This window comes from Saccharopolyspora gloriosae, from assembly GCF_014203325.1.
GTDB classification, from domain to species: Bacteria; Actinomycetota; Actinomycetes; order Mycobacteriales; family Pseudonocardiaceae; genus Saccharopolyspora_C; species Saccharopolyspora_C gloriosae.
Window position 1 is genome coordinate 2763589 of sequence record NZ_JACHIV010000001.1, and the last position, 20863, is coordinate 2784451.

Annotated in this window: 20 protein-coding genes; 14 read left to right on the forward strand and 6 right to left on the reverse strand. The window is 72.0% G+C overall.

Features of this window, described 5'->3' with window-relative positions; translation table 11 throughout:
* Positions 1 to 30 precede the first annotated feature (30 nt).
* The 11 genes from BJ969_RS12235 to BJ969_RS12285 all read left to right on the forward strand — a co-directional run bounded on the left by BJ969_RS12235 (position 31) and on the right by BJ969_RS12285 (position 12080).
* Positions 31 to 1539 (forward strand): aldehyde dehydrogenase family protein, encoded by a 1509-nt coding sequence (locus BJ969_RS12235; protein WP_184479059.1) that lies wholly within the window; start codon positions 31 to 33, stop codon positions 1537 to 1539.
* A gap of 5 nt (positions 1540 to 1544) precedes the next feature.
* Positions 1545 to 2294 (forward strand): glucose 1-dehydrogenase, encoded by a 750-nt coding sequence (locus tag BJ969_RS12240; protein WP_184485179.1) that lies wholly within the window; start codon positions 1545 to 1547, stop codon positions 2292 to 2294.
* A 136-nt stretch (positions 2295 to 2430) separates the two neighbouring features.
* The gene (locus tag BJ969_RS12245) at positions 2431 to 3420 is read left to right on the forward strand and encodes an ABC transporter ATP-binding protein (RefSeq protein ID WP_184479060.1); all 990 of its coding nucleotides are present in this window, start codon (positions 2431 to 2433) and stop codon (positions 3418 to 3420) included.
* Complete coding sequence (locus tag BJ969_RS12250) at positions 3417 to 4211, forward strand: MlaE family ABC transporter permease (protein WP_184479061.1); 795 nt, start codon at positions 3417 to 3419, stop codon at positions 4209 to 4211. The genes BJ969_RS12245 and BJ969_RS12250 overlap by 4 nt, the downstream gene beginning before the upstream one ends.
* Positions 4212 to 4215: 4 nt before the next feature.
* Positions 4216 to 5085: an MlaE family ABC transporter permease gene (locus BJ969_RS12255; RefSeq protein WP_184479062.1), complete on the forward strand. Its 870-nt coding sequence runs from the start codon at positions 4216 to 4218 to the stop codon at positions 5083 to 5085.
* 58 nt (positions 5086 to 5143) lie between these two features.
* The gene (locus BJ969_RS12260; protein ID WP_184479063.1) at positions 5144 to 6496 is read left to right on the forward strand and encodes an MCE family protein; all 1353 of its coding nucleotides are present in this window, start codon (positions 5144 to 5146) and stop codon (positions 6494 to 6496) included.
* On the forward strand, positions 6493 to 7527 hold the full coding sequence (locus BJ969_RS12265; protein ID WP_184479064.1) for an MCE family protein: 1035 nt from the start codon (positions 6493 to 6495) through the stop codon (positions 7525 to 7527). The genes BJ969_RS12260 and BJ969_RS12265 overlap by 4 nt, the downstream gene beginning before the upstream one ends.
* Complete coding sequence (locus BJ969_RS12270; RefSeq protein ID WP_184479065.1) at positions 7524 to 8555, forward strand: MCE family protein; 1032 nt, start codon at positions 7524 to 7526, stop codon at positions 8553 to 8555. Before BJ969_RS12265 ends, BJ969_RS12270 begins: the two co-directional genes overlap by 4 nt.
* Positions 8552 to 9748 (forward strand): MCE family protein, encoded by a 1197-nt coding sequence (locus tag BJ969_RS12275; protein WP_184479066.1) that lies wholly within the window; start codon positions 8552 to 8554, stop codon positions 9746 to 9748. Before BJ969_RS12270 ends, BJ969_RS12275 begins: the two co-directional genes overlap by 4 nt.
* Positions 9748 to 10905, forward strand: a complete 1158-nt coding sequence (locus tag BJ969_RS12280) for an MCE family protein (protein ID WP_184479067.1) — start codon at positions 9748 to 9750, stop codon at positions 10903 to 10905. Before BJ969_RS12275 ends, BJ969_RS12280 begins: the two co-directional genes overlap by 1 nt.
* The gene (locus BJ969_RS12285; protein ID WP_184479068.1) at positions 10905 to 12080 is read left to right on the forward strand and encodes an MCE family protein; all 1176 of its coding nucleotides are present in this window, start codon (positions 10905 to 10907) and stop codon (positions 12078 to 12080) included. Before BJ969_RS12280 ends, BJ969_RS12285 begins: the two co-directional genes overlap by 1 nt.
* Here BJ969_RS12285 and BJ969_RS12290 read toward each other — a convergent pair.
* Together BJ969_RS12290 and BJ969_RS12295 are read right to left on the reverse strand one after the other, a co-directional pair.
* On the reverse strand, positions 12049 to 13023 hold the full coding sequence (locus tag BJ969_RS12290) for an SDR family NAD(P)-dependent oxidoreductase (RefSeq protein ID WP_184479069.1): 975 nt from the start codon (positions 13021 to 13023) through the stop codon (positions 12049 to 12051). The two genes, BJ969_RS12285 and BJ969_RS12290, sit on opposite strands and share 32 nt — an antisense overlap.
* Before the next feature lie 121 nt (positions 13024 to 13144).
* Positions 13145 to 13642, reverse strand: coding sequence for a nuclear transport factor 2 family protein (locus BJ969_RS12295; protein WP_246456761.1), 498 nt, complete (start codon positions 13640 to 13642; stop codon positions 13145 to 13147).
* A gap of 68 nt (positions 13643 to 13710) precedes the next feature.
* On the opposite strand from BJ969_RS12295, the gene BJ969_RS12300 reads away from it, so the two are divergent.
* Positions 13711 to 14280 (forward strand): TetR family transcriptional regulator, encoded by a 570-nt coding sequence (locus BJ969_RS12300; RefSeq protein ID WP_184479071.1) that lies wholly within the window; start codon positions 13711 to 13713, stop codon positions 14278 to 14280.
* 218 nt (positions 14281 to 14498) lie between these two features.
* On the opposite strand, the gene BJ969_RS12305 is transcribed toward BJ969_RS12300, so the two are convergent.
* The 4 genes from BJ969_RS12305 to BJ969_RS12320 all read right to left on the reverse strand — a co-directional run bounded on the left by BJ969_RS12305 (position 14499) and on the right by BJ969_RS12320 (position 18756).
* Positions 14499 to 15602 carry an acyl-CoA dehydrogenase family protein gene (locus BJ969_RS12305; protein ID WP_184479072.1) on the reverse strand — a complete coding sequence of 368 codons (1104 nt, stop codon included), beginning with the start codon at positions 15600 to 15602 and terminating at the stop codon, positions 14499 to 14501.
* 22 nt (positions 15603 to 15624) lie between these two features.
* Positions 15625 to 16629, reverse strand: a complete 1005-nt coding sequence (locus BJ969_RS12310; RefSeq protein ID WP_184479073.1) for an acyl-CoA dehydrogenase family protein — start codon at positions 16627 to 16629, stop codon at positions 15625 to 15627.
* On the reverse strand, positions 16626 to 17786 hold the full coding sequence (locus BJ969_RS12315; RefSeq protein ID WP_184485181.1) for an acyl-CoA dehydrogenase family protein: 1161 nt from the start codon (positions 17784 to 17786) through the stop codon (positions 16626 to 16628). The genes BJ969_RS12310 and BJ969_RS12315 overlap by 4 nt, the downstream gene beginning before the upstream one ends.
* Before the next feature lie 103 nt (positions 17787 to 17889).
* The gene (locus BJ969_RS12320; RefSeq protein WP_184479074.1) at positions 17890 to 18756 is read right to left on the reverse strand and encodes an enoyl-CoA hydratase; all 867 of its coding nucleotides are present in this window, start codon (positions 18754 to 18756) and stop codon (positions 17890 to 17892) included.
* Positions 18757 to 18891: 135 nt separating this feature from the next.
* Here BJ969_RS12320 and BJ969_RS12325 point away from each other — a divergent pair, with 135 nt between their 5' ends.
* Positions 18892 to 20073, forward strand: a complete 1182-nt coding sequence (locus BJ969_RS12325; RefSeq protein ID WP_184479075.1) for an acyl-CoA dehydrogenase family protein — start codon at positions 18892 to 18894, stop codon at positions 20071 to 20073.
* On the forward strand, positions 20070 to 20849 hold the full coding sequence (locus tag BJ969_RS12330) for an SDR family oxidoreductase (RefSeq protein WP_184479076.1): 780 nt from the start codon (positions 20070 to 20072) through the stop codon (positions 20847 to 20849). Before BJ969_RS12325 ends, BJ969_RS12330 begins: the two co-directional genes overlap by 4 nt.
* The last annotated feature ends 14 nt before the right edge of the window (positions 20850 to 20863 follow it).

Sequence of the window (20863 nt, forward strand, 5' to 3'; positions counted from 1 at the left end):
GGACGACCAGCACCAGGAGGAGTGACGACGATGTCGCTGACCGTGCAACAGCATCGCGGGAACGTCGGGCTGCGCAACGGCTCGTTGCTCGTCGACGGCGAGTGGCGCCAGGCCCGTTCCGGCGAGACCTGGACCCACCTGCACCCCGCCACCCAGGAAGAGGTCGGGGAATTCCCCGTCGCGGGCGCCGAAGACGTCGACGAAGCGGTCCGGGCGGCGCGGCGCGCCTTCGACGAGGGCGAGTGGCCGACGATGCCCGCCGGGCGGCGGGCGAAGCTGCTGCACCGCTACGCCGAATCCCTGCGCGAGCACGCCGACGAGCTGCGCGGCCTGCAGGCGCTGGACAACGGGGTGCCGCTGTCGTTCGGCACCGTCTACGCCGGATCGGTCGACGTCGCCGCCGACGCCTTCGACCACCACGCGGGCTGGATCGACAAGGCCGGCGGCGAGACCCTGCCGCCGTACCAGGGCGGCGACCACCTGGCGATGACGTTGCGCGAACCGATCGGCGTGGTCGCCGCGATCCTGCCGTGGAACGCGCCGTTCCTGCTGTTCGCCCAGAAGCTCGGCCCCGCGCTGGCGGCCGGGTGCACCGTCGTGCTGAAGCCGTCCGAGTACGCGACGTTCGCGGTGCTGCGGATGGTGGAACTGCTCGCGGACGCCGGGATTCCCGACGGCGTCGTCAACGTCGTGACCGGCACCGGCGAACCGACCGGCGAAGCGCTGATCACGCACCGGATGGTCGACAAGGTCAGCTTCACCGGCAGCCGCGAAGTGGGACGCCGGATCGTGGAGGCCTCGGCGCCGACGATGAAGCGGGTGTCGCTGGAGCTCGGCGGCAAGAGCCCCGCCCTGGTGTTCCCGGACTCCGACGCGGGGCTGGCCGGGATGACGGCGATGGGCATGGTCACCCTCGGACTGTCCGGGCAGGCGTGCGTGGCCCACACCAGGGCGCTGGTGCACCGCGACGTCTACGACGAGTTCATCGGCGCCGCGGAGATGATCGCCGCCTCGGTCACCTACGGCGACCCGTTCGACCCGGGAGTGCTGGCCAGCCCGCTGATCAACGAGCGGCAGCTCAAGCGGGTGCTGGACCTGGTCGAACGCGGCAAGCAGGAGGGCGCCCGGCTGGTCACCGGCGGCGAACGGGCCGACGGCGACCTCAGCGCCGGGAACTTCGTGACCCCGGCGATCTTCGCCGACGTCGACAACTCGATGAACATCGCCCAGCAGGAGGTCTTCGGGCCGGTGCTGTCGGTGGTGCCCTTCACCGACGAGGACGAGGCGATCCGGCTCGCCAACGACACCGAGTACGGGCTCGGCGCGGGCGTGTTCACCGCCGACGCGCAGCGCGCGTTCCGGGTGTCGCGCAAGCTGCGCGCGGGCACGGTCGGCATCAACGGCTTCCAGGTCGAGCCGCACCTGCCCTTCGGCGGGTACAAGCAGTCCGGCCTCGGCAGGGAGGGCGGGCGCAGCGCCTACGAGGCCTACACCGAGCTCAAGACGGTGCTGATGCCGCTGACCGAAGAGATGATGTGACGGCCGTGGAGCGGCTTTCCGGGAAGGTTGCGGTCATCACCGGTGCGGCCGGCGGTCAGGGCGCCGCCGCCGCGCGCCGGTTCGTGTCCGAAGGCGCCCGCGTGCTGCTCGCCGACGTCGCCGACGAGGCGGGCGAGGCGCTGGCCGGTGAGCTCGGCGAGCCCGCCCGCTACCGGCACCTCGACGTCTCCGCCGAACACGAGTGGGACGAGGCGATCCGGGTCGCGGAGTCGGTGTTCGGGCCGGTCGACGTTCTGGTCAACAACGCCGGCGTGCTGCACTTGGCGGCGCTGGCCGACACGGCGCTCGCGGACTACGAGCGGGTCGTGCGGGTGAACCAGATCGGCGCCTTCCTCGGGATGCGCGCCGTGCTCAGTTCCATGCCGAGCGGCGGTTCCATCATCAACGTGTCCTCTGTGGAGGGTCTGGCGGGGATGCCGGGCACGGTGGCCTACGCGGCGAGCAAGTTCGCCATCCGCGGCATGACGAAGGTCGCCGCGCTGGAACTCGGCGAGCGCGGCATCCGGGTCAACTCGGTGCATCCCGGAATGATCGACACGGGGATGTTGCGGGACGTCGCGGGAGACGCGATGGACGGCTTCGCGAAGTCCCGGCTCGCGCTGGGTCGGCTCGGCGAGTCGGCGGACATCGCCAACCTCGTGCTGTTCCTTGCCGGTGACGAGAGTTCCTACTGCACGGGCGCCGAATTCGTGGCCGACGGCGGCGCGACGGCGGCGTACGCCCTGTCGAGGTGAGGAGTGCCGATGGTCCGCGCAGCGGGGCGGGTGGCGGATCCCGGAAGCCGCCTGCGTTGTCGGTGTGAACGAGCCGTCGTCCTGCCGGCGGCGCAGCCGCTGAGCACGAGTGCTCCTTCGAAGTGGTGGTGTTCCGATGGGCGTTGAAGTGGGTGTTCGCGGGCTGACGAAGTCCTTCGGGCAGCGCACGGTGTGGTCGGACGTGTCGCTGACGCTGCCGCCGGGGGAGGTCAGCGCGATCCTCGGACCCTCGGGGACCGGCAAGTCGGTGTTCCTGAAGTTGCTGATCGGGCTGCTGGAACCGGATCGCGGCAGCGTGCTGGTCGACGGCACCGACGTGTGCTCCTGCTCGGAGCGGGAGCTCTACGCGATCCGCAAGCGCTTCGGGGTGCTGTTCCAGGACGGCGCGCTGTTCGGATCGATGAACCTGTTCGACAACGTGGCGTTCCCGCTGCGGGAGCACACCCGCAAGTCGGAGGCGGAGGTCCGGCGGATCGCGCTGGAGAAGATGGAGCTGGTCGGCCTCTCCGGCGCGGAGCACAAGCTCCCGGGTGAGCTCTCCGGCGGGATGCGCAAGCGCGCGGGATTGGCCAGGGCGCTGGTGCTCGACCCGGAGGTGATCCTCTGCGACGAGCCCGATTCCGGGCTCGACCCGGTCCGCACCGCGTACCTGTCGCAGCTGCTGATCGACCTCAACGCGCACTTGGACACCACGATCCTGCTGGTCACCCACAACATCGAGGTCGCGCGCACGGTGCCGGACAACCTGGGCCTGTTCTTCCGCGGCAGGCTGGTGCTGTTCGGCCCGCGGGAAGTGCTGCTCACCAGCGACGAGCCGGTCATCGACCAGTTCGTCAACGGCCGCCGCGCCGGACCGATCGGGATGAGCGAGGAGAAGGACGCCGCGACCGCCGCCGCCGAACTGGCCGCGCTGCCCGCAGCGGCCCCGCGCGAGATCACCCCGCAGCTGACCCCCAGCCCCGGCGTCCCGGAGCGCACCGCGGTGCGCCGCCGCACCGAGCGGGTGCGGGCCTCGCTGGACACCTGGCCCGCGCCGGTGCGCGAGCGGGTGCTGGCCGGGTTGCGGGCCGAGCAGCGCGGCGGGCGGCCGGGGGAGCCCGCATGAGTTCGCCGGGTGCGAGCCACCGCGTCCCCGCACGCGCCGCCTTCGCCCAGGTCGGGCGGTTGGCGACGCTGTCGTGGGAGGTCCTGCGGGCCATTCCGCGGCGGCCGTTCCAGGTGCGGGAATGGGTGGAGCAGGCCTGGTTGTTCGCCAGCGTCACGATCCTGCCGACCGCGCTGGTGGCGATCCCGTTCGGCGCGGTGATCGCCATGCAGCTCGGGTCGCTGACCCAGCAGATCGGCGCCCAGTCGTTCACCGGTGCCGCCAGCGCGCTGTCCATCCTGCAGCAGGCCAGCCCGCTGATCACCGCGCTGCTGGTCGCAGGTGCGGGCGGATCGGCGGTGTGCGCGGACATCGGCGCCCGCAAGATCCGCGAGGAGATCGACGCGATGGAGGTGCTGGGCGTCTCGGTCATCCACCGCCTCGTCGTGCCCCGGGTGCTGGGCGCGGTGTTCGTCTCGTTGCTGCTCAACGGGTTGGTCAGCGTGGTCGGCGTGGCCGGCGGCTACTTCTTCAACGTGGTGCTGCAGGGCGGGACGCCCGGTGCGTACCTGGCGAGCTTCAACGCGCTCGCCCAGCTGCCGGACCTCTACGTCAGCGAGTTCAAGGCGCTGATCTACGGGTTCGTGGCGGGCGTGGTCGCGGCCTACCGCGGCCTGAACCCGGCCGGCGGCCCGAAGGGCGTGGGCGACGCGGTCAACCAGGCCGTGGTGATCACCTTCCTGCTGCTGTTCGCGATCAACCTCGTGATCACCGGCATCTACTTGCAGCTCATCCCGCCGAAGGAGTTGTGAGCCGATGGCCGTCACCGAGCAGTACCTGCCGCCGCCGACGGCGTGGCGCCGCAGGCTGTCGCTGCTGTTCTCCCGGCCGGGCGACGCGCTGGCCGGGCTGGGCTGGCAGCTGTCGTTCTACCTGCGGGCCCTCGCGCTGGCACCGCTGACGTTGCGCAAGTACCGGCGGGAGACCGGCCGGCTGCTGACCGAGGTGATGTTCGGCAGCGGTGCGCTGGCCGTCATCGGCGGCACGCTCGGCGTGATGATCGGCATGACGGTGTGCACCGGCGCGATCGTCGGGCTGCAGGGCTATTCCTCGCTGGACCAGCTCGGCACCTCCGCGCTCACCGGGTTCATCGCCGCGTACTTCGACACCCGCGAGGTCGCACCGCTGTCTGCGGGGCTGGCGCTGTCGGCGACCGTCGGCTGCGGGTTCACCGCGCAGCTCGGGGCGATGAGGATCTCCGACGAGATCGACGCGCTCGAAGTGATGGGCGTGCGCACCGTGCCGTACCTGGTGACCAGCCGGGTGCTGGCCGGGCTCGCGGCGGTGATCCCGCTGTACGTGGTGGGGCTGCTCGGCTCGTACTTCGCGTCGAGGCAGATCACCGTGTGGTTCTACGGCCAGTCCGCGGGGACCTACGACCACTACTTCCACCTGTTCCTGCCGCCGCAGGACGTGCTGTGGTCGTTCGGCAAGGTGCTGGTGTTCAGCCTCGTGGTGATCTTGACGCACTGCTACTACGGCTACACCGCGCGCGGCGGGCCCGCCGGGGTCGGGGTCGCGGTCGGGCGCGCGGTGCGCACCTCGATCGTGCTGGTCGCGGTGCTGGACTTCTTCCTGAGCCTGGCGATCTGGGGCTCGACGACGACCGTGCGGATCGCGGGATGAGCCCCGGGAGCGCGCGCGGCGCGCGGCGGGCCGCCCCCGGACGGGGAGGGGCGCACCGATGACGAACCTGCTGCGCGATCGGCGCCGCCACCAGCTGCTGGGACTGGTGTTCCTGCTCGTCTCGGCGCTGTTCTTCAGCGCCATGATCGGTTTCTACCAGAAGGCGTTCACCTCGGTCGTGCCCGTCACCCTGCACACCGACCGGGCGGGCAACGAGATGCGCGCCGGCGCCGACGTGAAGGTGCGCGGCGTGCTGGTCGGCGAGGTGCGCTCGGTGGACTCCGGCCAGGGGCGCGCCACCGTGGAGCTCGCGCTGCGGCCCGAGATGGCGGCGAAGATCCCCGCCGACGTCACGGCCCGGCTGCTGCCGAAGACGTTGTTCGGCGAGCGCTACGTGTCGCTGGGTTTCCCCGCGGACGGCGGGGGAGGCGCACGCCTCGCGAGCGGCGATGTGATCGGCCAGGACCGCAGCGCGGCGGCGATCGAGATCGAGCGGGTGCTCGACGACCTGCTCCCGCTGCTGCAGGCGGTGCAGCCGCAGCAGCTGTCGGCGACGCTCGACGCGGTCTCGCAGGCGCTGGACGGGCGCGGCGAGCAGCTGGGCACCACGATCCGCGACCTGGACGGCTACCTGGCGAAGTTCAACCCGTCGCTGCCGCGCCTGCAGTCGGTCCTCGGCCGCATCGACGACGTCTCGCGCACCTACCAGGAAGCGGCGCCGGACCTGCTGAGCGCGCTGCGCGACTTCACCACGACCAGCACGACCATCGCCGAGCGCGGCGATCAGCTGCGCTACGTCTGGAACGCCACCACCGTCACCGCCGTGAACGCGAGCGGTTTCCTGGAAGCCAACCAGGACAACCTGATCCGGCTCAGCGCCGACTCCCGGTCCACGTTGGAGCTGTTCGGCCGCTACGCGCCGCAGTACGCCTGCGTGCTCGACCAGATCGCCACCAGCCTCCCGATCGCGGAGCGCGCGTTCGGCAAGGGCGACGAGAACCCGATGCAGAAGGTCACCATCGAGGTCACCGGCAGCCGCGGCAAGTACCTGCCGGGCACCGACGCACCCCGCTACGAGGACACCCGAGGCCCCCGCTGCTACCCGTGGGTGGAGCCGCCGGACCGCTTCCCGCAGTACCCGCCCGGCGGCCCGCTGCGCGACGGGTCCACGCACCCGCCACCACCGCACGGCCCCGGTGAGCAACACCCCGCGGATTCCCCTGCTACGACCAGCCCGCAGGCCGCCGACGGCGCCTCCGGCGGGCCGCTGGCCGCCAATTCCCCCGCCGAACGCGACCTGGTCGCCGCGCTGCTGGCGCCGTCGCTGCGGCGGACGCCGAGCCGGGTGCCGGACTGGAGCAGCGTGCTCGTGGGACCCGTCTACCGCGGAGCGGAGGTGACCGTGCGATGAGGGGACTCACCGCGCCACTGGTCAAGCTGTCGCTGTTCACCCTCGTCACGGTGCTGCTGACGGCGCTGCTGGCGATGACCGTCGCGGCGTCGAACGTGGGCTCGACCTCCGAGTACGCCGCGAAGTTCGACGACGCCTCGGGACTCGGCGAGGGCGACGAGGTCCGCATCGCGGGGGTGCGCGTCGGAGAGGTGAGCTCGCTGGAGGTCGTCGACGGCACCAGGGCGCTGGCCCGCTTCGAGATCGACGCCGCCCGCACGCTGCCCGCCGACGCGGTCGCGACCGTCAAGTACCGCAACCTCGCCGGGCAGCGCTACCTCGCGCTGGACGCCGCGCTCTCGCCCGGCGAACCGGAACTGGCCGCGGGCGCCACGCTGCCGGTGGAGCAGACGCGGCCCGCGCTGAACCTGACCGCGCTGTTCAACGGATTCCAGCCGCTGCTGCAGGCGCTGGAACCGGGTGACGTCAACAAGCTCTCCGGCCAGCTGATCCAGGTGCTGCAAGGGGAAGGCGGCACCGTCGAGAGCATCCTCGCGCACACCGCGTCGCTGACGTCCACCCTCGCCGAGAAGGACCAGGTGATCGGCCAGGTCATCGACAACCTCAACGCGGTGCTCGGCCAGGTCAGCGCCCGCAGCCCGCAACTGGGCGAGCTCATCGACGCGCTGCAGCGGCTGGTGAGCGGGTTCGCCGAGCAGCGCGAACCGATCGGCGACGCGGTCACCGCGCTCGACGACCTCACCCACACCACCGCCGATCTGCTGCAGGACGCGCGCCCGCCGCTGCGCGAGGACGTGGCCGCGCTCGGTGACCTGTCGGCGAACCTCAACGCGGGCCTGCCGCAGCTGGAGCACGATGTGCGGACCTTGCCGGGACGGCTCGACTCGCTGACCCGGACGGTGAGCTACGGGAGCTGGTTCAACTTCTACCTCTGCCGCCTGACCGGGCGGGTCGGCATCTCGGGGCTCGACGTGCAAGCCCAGGTGCTGCCGCTGCCGCCGACCGACATGCCTGCGAGGTGTCAGCCGTGAGCACCGCACTGCGCGACCGGGACCAGGCGACCGTGGGGATCGTGTCCCTCGGGTTGCTGACCGTCGTGACCCTGCTGGCGTTCTTCGCCAACGACCTGCCGCTGATCGGCGGCGGAACCACTTATTCGGCGCGGTTCACGGAGTCCGCGGGCCTCGCCGCCGGGGACGAGGTGGAGGTCGCCGGGGTGAAGGTCGGCGAGGTCACCGACGTGCGCCTCGACGGTGACCGGGTGCTCGTGCACTTCCGCGTCGAGGACGTGCGGGTGGGCGATCGCAGCCGGGTCTCCATTCAGATCAAGACGCTGCTCGGCGCGAAGAACCTCGCGCTGCGCCCCGACGGCCGCGACGAGCAGGACCCGGACGAGACGATCCCGGCGGCGCGCACCGAGGTCCCCTTCGACATCCCCGACGCGCTCGACCAGTTGACCCGCACCACCGAGCAGGTCGACAGCGATCAGCTCGGCCGCAGCTTCGAGGTGCTGGCGGAGAGCCTGCGCGGCAGCCCGCAGCACCTCGGCGGCGCGGTCGACGGGCTCTCCGCCCTGTCGCGCACCATCGCCTCCCGCGACCAGGAACTGGCCGAGCTGCTGCACAACGCCGCCGACGTCAGCGAGGTCGCCGCCGACCGCGACGAGCAGGTGGCCCGGCTCATCCGCGACGGCAACCTGCTGCTGTCCGAACTCCAGAACCGGCGGGAGGCGATCAGCTCGCTGCTGCGCGGAACGCAAGCGGTCTCCGGCCAGCTGCGCGGCCTCATCGCCGACAACCAGGAGCGGCTGAACCCGGCGATGCGCGAACTGGAGCAGGTCACCTCGATGCTGCAGCGCAACCAGGACGACATCGCCGCCACCATCGCCGCGCTGGAGCCTTACGTGACCGGGTTCAACAACACCGTCGGCAACGGCCGCTGGTTCGACGGCTACCTGTGCGGGCTGCTGCCGCCCACGGTCTCCGCGGGGCCGTTGCAGATCAACCCGGACGGCTGCGACCTGAGCCGACCGCAACCAGGGCCTGGAGGGGGACCATGAGCACTCCGACCGCGAGGCATCCCGCGCTGACGGCGCTGCTCGCCTTCGGCTGCGTGCTGGTGCTGCTGTTCAGCGCCGGCCTGTGGTGGGTGCTGCGCGACCCCGGCACCCGCATCACCGCCTACTTCGACCGGGCCGTCGGCCTCTACGCGGACTCGTCGGTGCGGGTGCTGGGCGTGGACGTCGGCAGCGTCGAATCGGTGCGCCCGGAAGGCGGGCAGGTCCGCGTCGAGCTGAGCGTGGACCGGGGCGTGCGGATCCCGGCGGAGGCGAAGGCAGTGATGGTCGCGCCGAGCCTGGTCAGCGACCGGTACGTGCAGCTCACCCCCGCGTACTCCGCCGGGCCGCAGCTGGATTCCGGTGCGGTGCTCGGCAAGGACCGCACCATGACGCCGGCCGATCTCGACGACCTCTACCGCAGCGCCAACGCGCTGTCGCAGGCGCTGGGGCCGCAGGGCGCCAACGAGAACGGGGCGCTGTCGGACCTGCTGGACACCACGGCGGCCAACCTCGACGGCAACGGCGCGAAGCTGAACGAGACGATCCGGCGGCTCGGCGAGCTGTCCGGCACGCTGTCGCACTCGCAGGGCGACCTGTTCGCCACCGTCGACAACCTCAACGAGTTCACCGCGACCCTGGCCGCGAACGACGCGCAGGTGCGGGACTTCCACGGCCGCCTCGCGGACGTGTCCGGGTTCCTCGCCGACGAGCGGCAGCAGACCGCCGCGTCGCTGAGCTCGCTGGCGACCGCGCTGACCGAACTGGAAGCCTTCATCCGGGACAACCGCGAGTCGGTGTCGGCGAACGTGGACAACCTCGCGGGCATCACCCAAGCGCTGGTGGACCAGCGCGAGGCGCTCGGCGAGGTGCTCGACATCGCGCCGACGGGGATGAGCAACTTCGTCAACGCCTACGACTCCGCCTCCGGTTCGGTCGCGGTGCGCGCCAACATCAACGAGCTGACGAATCCGCCGGTGCTGATGGTGTGCAAGCTGCTGGAGCACTCGACGCCGGCGCAGATCCCGCCGGAGCTGTGGAACGCGTGCGGCGAGCTGTCCGGGGTGCTCGACGGCACCCTGCGGCTGCCCTCGGCGGGCGAGGCCGTGCACCACCTCAGCCAGGGCGAACTGCCACCGCTGCCGCTGCCGCTGACCGGCGCGATGCCGGACGCGCCGGGAACCGGAGGCCCGTGATGAGACCGATCCGGGTGACCTCCTGCGCGCTGGTGTCCGTGCTGCTCACCGGATGCGGATCGTCGCTCTACGAGGCGCCGCTGCCCGGCGGCGCCGACCTGGGCGACCGGCCCTACGAGGTGAGCGTGCGGTTCGCCGACGTGCTGGACCTGGTGCCGCAGGCCGGGGTGAAGGTCAACGACGTGCCCGTCGGCAAGGTGCTGCGGATCGGGCTCGCCCCGGACAACGCGACCGCCGTGGTCACGCTGGTGGTCAACGGCGACGTGCGGTTGCCGGGCAACGCCGACGCCCGGTTGCGCCAATCGAGCCTGCTGGGCGAGAAGTTCGTGGAGCTCGCGCCGCCCGCCGCCGGGCCGGAGCGCGGCCGGTTGCGCGACGGCGACGTGATCCCGGTGGAGCGCACCAACCGCAACCCGCAGGTCGAAGAGGTGCTCGGCGCGTTGTCGCTGCTGCTCAACGGCGGCGGGGTGGCGCAGCTCAACGGCATCGTCGAGGAGCTGGACCGCGCGTTGTCCGGCAACGAGCCCAGAATCCGCTCCCTGCTGTCCAGGGTGGACGAAGCCGTGACCCGGCTGGACGCGCAGAAGCACGACATCACCCGCGCGCTCGACGGGCTCAACCGCCTCTCGGCGGACCTGCGCGCGCAGACCGACGACCTCAACACCGGGCTCGACGGCCTCGCGCCCGGGCTGCGGGTGATCGAGCAGCAGCGCACGCAGCTGGTCGGGATGTTGCAGTCGCTGGACCGCTTCTCGCAGGTCGCGGTGTCCACCGTGGATGCGAGTGGGCAGGACCTGGTGGCCGACCTCGAAGCGCTGGAACCGACGCTGCGCGAACTCGCCAAGGCGGGCACGGACCTGCCGAAGTCCATCGGATACCTGGCCAGCTACCCCTTCCCGGAGAACGCGATGATCCCGCTCAAGGGCGACTTCGTGAACGTCGACGTGGATCTGGACCTCGACCTGACCAGCGTGCTCGGCAACCTGCTCAACAGCTCCGGGCCGCTGCTGCCGGTGCCCGGCATCTCCGACGGGCCGCCCCCCGCACCTCCCGAGCCGCCTGGTCTCCCGGTGCCGGGGCAGGAGCCCGCGGTCCCGCTCACCCCGCCCGGGGACCAGCCCGGCGGGCTGCTCGACGACCTCCTCGGGGGGCAGTGATGTTCAGCAGAGCGACCAAGATCCGGCTGGGGCTGTTCCTGGTCATCGCGGTGGTCGGGATCGGGTTCACCGGTGCCCGCTACGCCGGGCTGGACCGGCTGTTCGGTGGCGGCGGCTACGCCGTGGTCGTGGAGATGCCGGACTCCGGCGGGGTTTTCGTGAACTCCGAGGTGACCTACCGGGGCGTGGCGGTCGGCCGGGTCACCGGCATGCGGCTCACCGACCGGGGCGCGGCGGTGGACCTGCACATCGACGCCGCGGCCCCGCCCATCCCCGCCGCCACGCGCGCCGCCGTGGCGAACCGTTCGGCGGTGGGGGAGCAGTACCTCGACCTGCGCCCCGACGACGACCGCGGGCCGGTGCTGGCCGAGGGATCGGTGATCCCGCAAGCGCGCACCGAGATCCCGCCTTCGCCGGAGTCGGTGCTGCTCAACCTCGACCAGCTGGTCTCCAGCGTGCCCCTCGACTCGCTGCGCACCGTCGTCGAGGAGTCCGGCACCGCGTTCCAGGGCACCGGCCCGCACCTGCAGCGGATGCTGGACAGCACCGGTTCGCTGATCGCCGCCGCCGACCGGAACCTGCCGCAGACCACGGCGCTGCTGGACAATTCCGACGTGGTGCTGCGCACGCAGCAGGACCAGGCCGAGCAGATCACCGCGTTCAGCAGCGGCCTGCGCGACGTCGCCGAGCAGTTCAAGTGCTCCGACCCGGACCTGCGGCGGTTGATCGACGCGGCTCCGCCCGCGGCCGGGCAGATCGACGAGCTGCTGCGCACCAGCCGGACCGGGCTGCAGAAGACCACCGCGAACCTGCTGACCACCATGCAGCTGCTCGACGTCCGCGGGCCCGCGCTGGAGAACATGCTGGTGGCCCTGCCGATGATGTCGGCGAGCAGCCACAGCGCCCAGGACGGCGACGGGCGCGGGCACCTGGGCGTGGTGCTGAACTTCTTCAACCCGCTCGCCTGCGAGAAGGGCTACGAGGGCACCGAACGCCGCCCCGGCAGCGACACCACGCCCGCCCCGCCGAACCGCGACATCCACTGCGCCGAACCCCCGGGCAGCCCCACCAACGTCCGAGGCTCCGCCAACGTTCCGCGCGCCCCCATCCCCGACGCCGCGGCCGTCCCACCGAGCCGGGAACTCATCCCGTTCCCCCTGGCCCCGTCAGGCTGACCGGCGTGGGATCTGGCGTGACGCCGGTCGTCGCGGCGGTGAACTCCCACAGCTCGCGGGCGAGTTCCGGATCGCGCGCGGTCGCCGAGAGGCGGGCGGGTCCGGCGGGTCCGCGGGTCTCGAAGGCTCCGGTCGGGCCGAGGTAGTCGCCGCCGCGCACCGGCCCGAGGGCGGCGCGCAGCTGGGGTGCGATCCCGTCGGTGACCGGCTGGGACAGGAACCGGTCCGGGAGGCGGAGCAGCCGGGCCCGCCAGGTGCTCCTGCGGGTAAGGCTGTTGTTCAGCAGTTCCGAGGCCGTCAGTCCCGGGTGGGCGGCGACGGACAGGACCGGGGCCCCGGTTCGCCGCAGCCGCCGATCGAGTTCGGCGGCGAACAGCAGGTTCGCGAGCTTCGAGGCGCCGTAGGCCAGCGTCGGCGAGTAGCGGCGGCGGTCCCAGTGCGGGTCGGTGAGGTCGAGTCCGCCGGTGCGGTGCCCGAGGCTCGAGGTCGTCACGATTCGGGAGGGCCGGTCGGGTTCGCCCGCCGCTCGTAGCGCAGGCATCAGCAGCCAGGTGAGCGCGGCCGGGCCGAGGTGGTTGGTGCCGAGCTGGAGCTCGAACCCGTCTCGGGTCCGCTCGTGCGGGCCCAGCGACACGGCGGCGTTGTTGATCAGCACGTCGACCCGGTCGCCGGTGCGTTCCCGGATCTCGGCGGCAGCGGTGCGGACCGAGGCGAGCTCGGCCAGGTCGAGCAGGACGGTCTCGGCCGAGCCGCGGCCTTGGAGTCCGGCCCGCACCTGCTCGACGGCGGCCCGGCCGCGTTCGGCGTCTCGGACGGTCATCAGTACGCGGGCGCCCGCTCCCGCGAGCGCGAGCGACAGGGCCAGGCCCAGGCCGGACGTCGTGCCGGTGACGACGATGGTGCGGCCCGCGAGGTCGGGGAGTGGTTCGTGGTGCTGTGTCACGGGAATTGGTATCTCCTGCGCGGTTGATCTCGGTGCGCGAGCCCTGCCTCGGATCCGAGGTCGGCGATGAGGTGCACTCGTGGCATGGGTGGATCGCCGGTGCTCGCGGGGGAGGGAGGGATCAGGCCGGGGCGGCGGACTCTTCAGGAGCCAGTGCTGCCTGGAAGAGGCCGAAGTTCCCGGTCATCCACAGAGCCGTCAGCTTGACCTTGGCGATTCGCCATCCGTGCGAGGTCCGCTCGAAGCGATTCGTGTAATACCCGTACACGGTCTGGTCGCTGCCGCCGGTGTTGTTGGGAAGGTGGTGTCGGGCTCGGACGTACGCGACGCACGTGGCCAGGTCGTCGCCGTCGAAAGTGATCACCAGATTCGTGATCATGTGCTGCGTCGCCGCGAAGGACTCCATCCTCGGCGCTGTGCCCCGCACCCAGTCGTCGGCCTTCATGCGAGCTACGGGCCGGCCGAAGCCCTCGCTGAAGTCGACCTCGACCTCGTCGGTGAAACAGCTGCGGAAGAGCTCCCAGTCGTGGGAGTCGGTGCCCGACGCGTAGCGGAGCTGAACATCGTTGATCTCGGCGCGGTCCACCAGGCGTTGCACGCGGGCATCATCGGTGGGCATTTGGTGTGACAGTGTCATGTGAACGACTGTCCCCGGTTCAGGTGACGCTGTCAAGTAGGATCGTCCGCGTGACACGAGCCGAGACCGCCGCCGCGACCCGACGCACCCTCGTGCGCGCCGCGTCCGAGCTGCTCGACGAGGGAGGCCCCGACGCGGTGACCCTCCGCGCGGTGGGGGCCAAGGCGGGACTCTCGCGCGGTGCGCCCTACGGGCACTTCACGAACAAGGAGCACCTGCTGGCCGAGCTCGCCGTCGGGACCTGGAGCTCGCTGGCCGACGACGTGGCGGCACTGCGGACGGACCCGGATTCCGCGCCGGACTCCCGACTCGAACGAGCCCTGCTGGCGCTCATCGACGTCGCCCGCCGGACACCGCACCGGTACGCCCTGATGTTCAGCACGCCGGCGAGCACCCCGGTGGCCGCCGAGGCCGCGAGCCGCCTGGAGAACGAGTTCCTCGCCCTCGTCGCGGACATCGTCGGCGAACCGGACGCGCACCGCTACGGTGCGCTGCTGATGTCGAGCGCGCACGGCATCGCGGGGATGGAACTCAGCGGGCACCTGTCGAAGGACGGCTGGAGGGTCAGCGTGGAACAGCTCGTGGGCATGCTGATCGACGGGATGTGGCGGGGCGTTTGAGGAGCCTCTCCGGATGACCTGCGTAGCGGGTCGGGTGGCGGAACCTCAGCGTTCTTCTCGCTGCGGGATCTTTTTCCCGAGTGGCTCCGCCACGAGGGAAAAAGCTGTCCTCGCGAGAAGAACGCTGAGAACCCGCGGGTGGTCGGCTTGCTTTGGTGGTCACTGCTCAGCGGCTCCGCCGCTGACAGGACAAAGCCCCGCCGAGTCCCGGCCGGTGGCTAGTGCAGGGACAGCAGGGATTCCAGGCGTTGGCGGTGGCTGCGGGGGGTGCCGAACAGCTGGGCGGCGCCGTGGGCTCGTTTGAGGTGCAGGTGGGCCTCGTGCTCCCAGGTGATGCCGATGCCGCCGTGCAGCTGGACGCCTTCGGCGGCGACGTCCTGGTAGGTCTCGCAGCAGAAGGACTTCGCCATCGCCGCCCACTCCGGGCCCCGCTCGTCGCGGGTCGCGACCGCCCAGCTCGCCGCCTGCGACAGCGAGCGGGCGGACTCGACGGCCACGAACAGGTCCGCCAACCGGTGCTTGACGGCCTGGAAGGAGCCGATCTTGCGGCCGAACTGCTCGCGGACCTGGACGTAGCCGACGATCTCCGCCAGCCACCGGTCGGCGGCCCCGACGCACTCGGCGGCGAGCGCGACGGCGGCGACCTCCAGGCACCGGGTGAGCACCGGCCCGGCCGACCCCTCGTCGCCCACCGGCCGGGCAGGTGTCCCGGCGAACTCGAAGCGCGCCATCGGACGCGTCGGATCCAGCGGAGTGGTCGTGATCGCCGCGGGCGCCTCCACCTCGAACAGCGACAACCCGTCGCCGGTCGCGGCGACCACGAGCACCGCGTCGGCCTGCGCGCCGTCCAGCACGAAGTTCTTCTCCCCGGTCAGGCGCCAGCTCTCCCCATCGCGCGCCGCCGTGGTCGTGCACTCGGTGGTGCTCCACCAGCTCCGCGGTTCGGCCCACGCCAACGAGACCACCCGCTCACCGGCGGCGAGTCCGGGCAGCAGCCGCGCGCACGCCGCCGGATCGCCCGCGGCCAGCACCGCTTCGGCGCTCACCACGGCGCTGCCGAGGAACGGGCCGACGACCAGCCGGCGCCCCAGTTCCTCCGCGACGAGGCAGCTCTCCACCAGGCTCGCCCCACTGCCGCCGTGCTCCTCGGGCACGGCCAGCCCGGCGGCACCGATCTCCGCGGACAACCGCCGCCACAGCGCGGTGTCGTGCCCGGTATCCGGTGCCTCCGGTGGCGGAACGTGCGGCCCGCCGTCGCGGTCCACCAGCGCGCGAACCGCTCTCCGCAGGTCCTCCTGCTCGTCGGTGAACGCGAAATGCACGATGCCTCCCGGAAGTCCGGTCTCACGATCCGATCGGGGCGGTGCACCCGGAGGCGAGGGCGTCTGCGACCCGCCGCCGGTGCACGCTCGCAGCGCCCCACGCCGAACGCAACGCGGTCGCCTTCGTCAACCACAGCTGCAGGTCGTGCTCGGCGGTGTAGCCGATGGCCCCGTGCACCTGCAGCGCGGTGCGGGCCGCGAAGTGCGCCGCCTCGCCCGCCGCGAGCTTCGCGGCCGACACGTCGCGGGAGCAATGTCCAGCGCCCGAGTCCAGCGACAGGCAGGCCCCGTGCAGCAACGGCCGAGCGAACTCGATCTTCAACGCCACGTTCGCCAAGTGGTGCTTCACCGCCTGGAAGCCGCCGACGGGCCTGCCGAACTGGTGCCGTTCGCCGACGTAGCGGACCGAGTCGTCCAGCAGCCGCCGGGCGATCCCGAGCGACTGGGCCGCACACCCGAGCACGCCCGCGTCGAACGCCGCCGCCACCCGCGCACCGTCGATCGGCGGACCGCTCGCATCGACCGGCCACAACCGGCGAGCCGGGTCGAAGGACCGTTGCGGCACCTCGACGTCCTTGTCCGCCACCGACGCGATTTCCCCGTCGCACCGGAAGAGCACGTCGGCCGCGTCGGCGTCTAGCGCGCGCGGTACGTGATCGGTGAACGCGACCGTGGCCACCGCCCGCCCGGCCGCCAGTTCGGGCAACCACTTCCGCTCGGATTCGGTGCCGGTCAGCAGCGCGGGAACGACCGCGATCGACTCCAGGGCCGGGCCCGGAAAGCCGGCATAGCCGAGTTCTTCCAGGCACACCACCAGTTCGACCGCGCTCAGCTCCAGTCCGCCGTGCCGCTCGGGGATCGCGACCCCGCACAACCCCATCTCGCCGAGCCGGGCCCACACCCGCCGCCACGGAGCCGGATCGCCCTCCGCCCAGCTGCGCGCGACCGCCGCGCCGCCGTCGGAGTCCAGCAGCGCCCGCAGCGCCGCGGCCATGTCCTGCTGTCCGGTGGTGCGCGCGAACCTCATCGGGGCTCCCTCGGCAGGCCGAGCACGCGCTCGGCGATGACGTTGCGCTGGATCTCGTTGGTGCCCGCGTAGATCGGCCCGGCCAGCGAGAAAAGGTAGCCGTCCGCCCAGGCCCCGCCGTCGGGTGCCGCGGGGGAGTCGGCGGCGAGCTCGGCGTCCGGGCCGAGCAGGTCCAGCGCGGTCTCGTGCAGTCGGATGTCCAGCTCGGACCAGAACACCTTGTTCAGGCTCGCCTCCGGCCCGATCGTGGCACCGTCGAGCACCTTCGTGACCGTCTCGAAGGTGGCCAGCCGGTAGGCCTGCGCCCCGATCCACGCGTCGACCACCCGATCCCGCACCCCCGGGTCACCGCCGCGCGCGTTCCAGGACTCGACGAGCCGCCGCGCCGCCGCGAGGAACCGGCCCGGACTGCGCAGCGACAACCCGCGCTCGCTGCCCGCGGTGCTCATGGCGACCCGCCAGCCTGCGCCGACCTCGCCGAGCACGTCCTCGTCCGGCACGAACACGTCGTCGAGGAAGATCTCGGCGAACGCGGGCTTGCCGTCGAGCCGCCCGATCGGACGCACCGAGACGCCGTCGGCGTCCAGCGGGAACAGGTAGTACGTCAACCCGCGGTGGCGCTGCGCGTCGGGATCGCTGCGGAACAGCCCGAACGCCCGATCGGCGAACGCGGCCCGCGAGCTCCACGTCTTCTGCCCGGACAGCCGCCAGCCACCCGGCACCCGCCGCGCCCTGCTGCGGATCCCGGCGAGGTCGCTGCCCGCCTCCGGCTCGGACCACGCCTGCGCCCACACGTCCTCGCCGGAGGCCATCCGCGGCAGCAGCCGCCGTTGCTGCTCCGGGGTGCCGTGTTCGAACATGGTCGGCGCCAGCAGGAAGATGCCGTTCTGCCCTACCCGGCCGGGTGCTCCGGCGGCGTAGTACTCCTCCTCGAACAGCAGCCACTTCACCAGCGAGGCGTCGCGCCCGCCGAACTCGATCGGCCAAGACACCACCGACAGCCCGGCGGCGTGCAGCGCCCGCTCCCACTCCCGGTGCGCCGCGAACCCGCGTTCGGTCTCCAGCGACGGCAGCGGCTCGGCGGGCACGTTGTCCCGCAACCACTTCCGGACCTCGTCCCGGAACGCGAGCTCCTCGGCGGAGAAGGTCAAATCCACGGCGTCCTCCCGGCGGCGCTGCACGGTCCTCGCGCCTGATCTGCTGTTCGGCGACTCGTCGACGGCGGGGCCGACCGCCCGCGCGACCGGCACCGCTGCGACCTCATCCGGAGGAGTCCCGGCCGTCGTCGGCGGCGCGCTTCATGCTCTTGGCGTCCATGCCGCCGAGCGAGTCCGCGTCGACCTCGGCGTTGTGCGCGTGCGCCAGGTGGTGCAGCCCGAACGCGGAGTCCAGGCCGCTGTGCCTGCCCATGAGGTCCTCGGCCTGGTTGACGGCCTTCTTCGCCAGCGCCAGGCCGAACCGGGGCATCGCCGCGACCTCCGCGGCCAGCTCCCTCGACGCGTCGCCGAGCCGGTCGCGCGCGACGAGCTGGTTGACCATGCCGACCTCGTGGGCCCGCTGCGCGCTCATCTTCCGGCCGGTGAACAGGAACTCCTTGGCCACTCGGGGCCCGAGCACCCACGGGTGCACGAAGTACTCCACGCCGGGAATTCCCATCCGCACCACCGGGTCGGCGAAGAACGCGTCCTCGGACGCCACGATCAGGTCGCAGACCCAGGCGAGCATCAGCCCGCCCGCGACGCACGCGCCCTGCACGCTCGCGATCACCGGCTTCGGCATCTCCCGCCAGCGCCGGCACATCCCGAGGTAGACCTCCTGCTCGCGGGCGAACCGCGATTCGCCGCCGGTCTTGCCCGCGTGGCCCCACCACAGCCCGGCGCGGCGTTCGAAGTCCACGTCGGCGTCGCGGCCCGGCGACCCGATGTCGTGCCCGGCGGAGAAGTGCTCGCCCGCCCCGGCCAGCAGGATCACGGCGACCTCGTCGTCGGCGCAGGCCCGGTAGAAGGCGTCGTCGAGCGCGTAGGTCATCGCGGAGTTCTGCGCGTTGCGGTACCGGGGCCGGTTCATCGTCACGACGGCGGTCCGCTCGATCCGCTCGTAGGTCACGACCGGTTCCTGTTCGGCCATCGTTGCCTCCTCGTCGAGGTGTCGGCGCCCTCCGAGGTTAGCGAAACTAGCAAGTGCTTGGTAGGCTTGTTTTTTCCTGCGATGGCTGGGAAACACGATCGTCCGGTGCTGACCGGGCGGATCGGGGGTAGTCGGATGGAGCTGGCCGACAGCGCTCAGGAGGCGGCGTTCCGCCGGGAGGTCCGGGAGTGGCTGGGTGATCACCTCACCGGTGAGTTCGCCGCGGCGCGGGGCCTCGGGGGGCCTGGTCGCGAGCACGAGGAGTTCGAGCTGCGGCTCGCCTGGGACCGCCACCTCGCGGCGGGCGGCTGGACCTGCCTGGGCTGGCCCGAGGAGTTCGGCGGGCGCGGCGCGTCGATCGCGCAGCAGGTGATCTTCCACGAGGAGTACGCGAGCATCGGGGCGCCGGTGCGCGTCGGCCACGTCGGCGAGGAGCTGCTCGGGCCCACGATCATCGCTTTCGGCACCGAGCAGCAGCGGCGGCGGTTCCTGCCCGCGATCGTCGAGGTGCGAGAACTGTGGTGCCAGGGCTACTCGGAGCCCTCCGCCGGATCCGACCTGGCGAACCTGTCCACCAAGGCGCGCCGCGACGGGCCGGACTGGGTGATCGACGGGCAGAAGACCTGGACGTCGCTGGCGCACGTGGCCGACTGGTGCTTCGTGCTCGCCCGCACCGGCCCGCCCGGCGGCAGGCACCGCGGGCTGTCCTACCTGCTGGTGCCGATGGACCAGCCGGGCGTCGAGGTGCGGCCGATCGTGCAGCTCACCGGCACCTCCGAGTTCAACGAGGTGTTCTTCGACGGCGCCCGCACCGACGCCTCCCACGTCGTCGGCGAGGTCGGCGGCGGCTGGACGGTCGCGATGGGCACGCTCGGGTTCGAACGCGGCGTCGGCACCATCGACCAGCAGGTGGTGTTCCGCCGCGAACTGGAGCGCATCACCGACCTCGCCCGCAGCGGCGGCGCGCTCGACGACCCGGTGCTGCGGGACAAGATCAGCCGGGCGTGGATCGGGCTGGAGGTGATGCGGTTCAACGCGCTGCGCACGCTGACCGGGGTGGCCAACGGCACCGCCGGTCCGGAAGCGTCGATCGCGAAGCTGTACTGGGCCACCTTCCACCGCGGGCTCGGCGAGCTGGCCATGGAGGTGGCCGGGGCGTGCGGTCTGGTGGCCGAGGACGCGCCCTACCGGCTCGACGAACGGCAGCGGCTGTTCCTGTTCACCCGCGCCGACACCATCTACGGCGGTTCCAACGAGATCCAGCGCAACATCATCGCCGAGCGCGTGCTCGGCCTGCCGAAGGAGGCCCGGTCGTGACCACTCCCGCCGAACCCGCGCCGCACGCGCTGCTGGAGGGCAAGACCGCACTGGTGACCGCGGCGGCGGGCTCCGGGATCGGCTCGGCGACCGCGCGCCGGATGATCCGCGAAGGCGCCCGCGTGGTCATCAGCGACGCGCACGAGCGGCGCTTGGAGTCGACCCGCGCGGAGCTGGCCGAGCTGCCCGGCGCGCAGGTGCTCGCGGTGCCCTGCGACGTCACCGATGAGCAGCAGGTGCAGCGCCTGGTCGACGCCGCGGCGGCGGAGCTGGGACGGCTCGACGTCGTGGTCAACAACGCCGGACTCGGTGGCACGGCGCCGATCCAGGACATGACCGATCAGCAGTGGGACCGCGTCCTGGACGTCACGCTCAACGGCACGTTCCGCTGCACCCGCGCGGCGATCCGGCGGTTCCGGGAGCAGGGCGGCGGGGGCGTGGTCGTGAACAACTCCTCGGTGGTGGGCTGGCGGGCGCAGGCGGGGCAGGCGCACTACGCGGCGGCGAAGGCGGGCGTGATGGCGTTGACCCGCTGCGCGGCGATCGACGCGGCCGAGCTGGGGGTGCGGGTGAACGCGGTCGCGCCGAGCCTGGTGATGCATCCGAACCTGGCGAAGGTGACCTCGGACGAACTGCTGGCCGAGCTCGAGTCCCGGGAGGCGTTCGGGCGCTCCGCCGAACCGTGGGAGGTCGCGAACGCGATCGTCTTCCTGGCCTCGGACTACTCGACCTACCTGACCGGCGAGGTCATCTCCGTCAGCAGCCAGCACCCGTGACGCCCCGTTCTCGG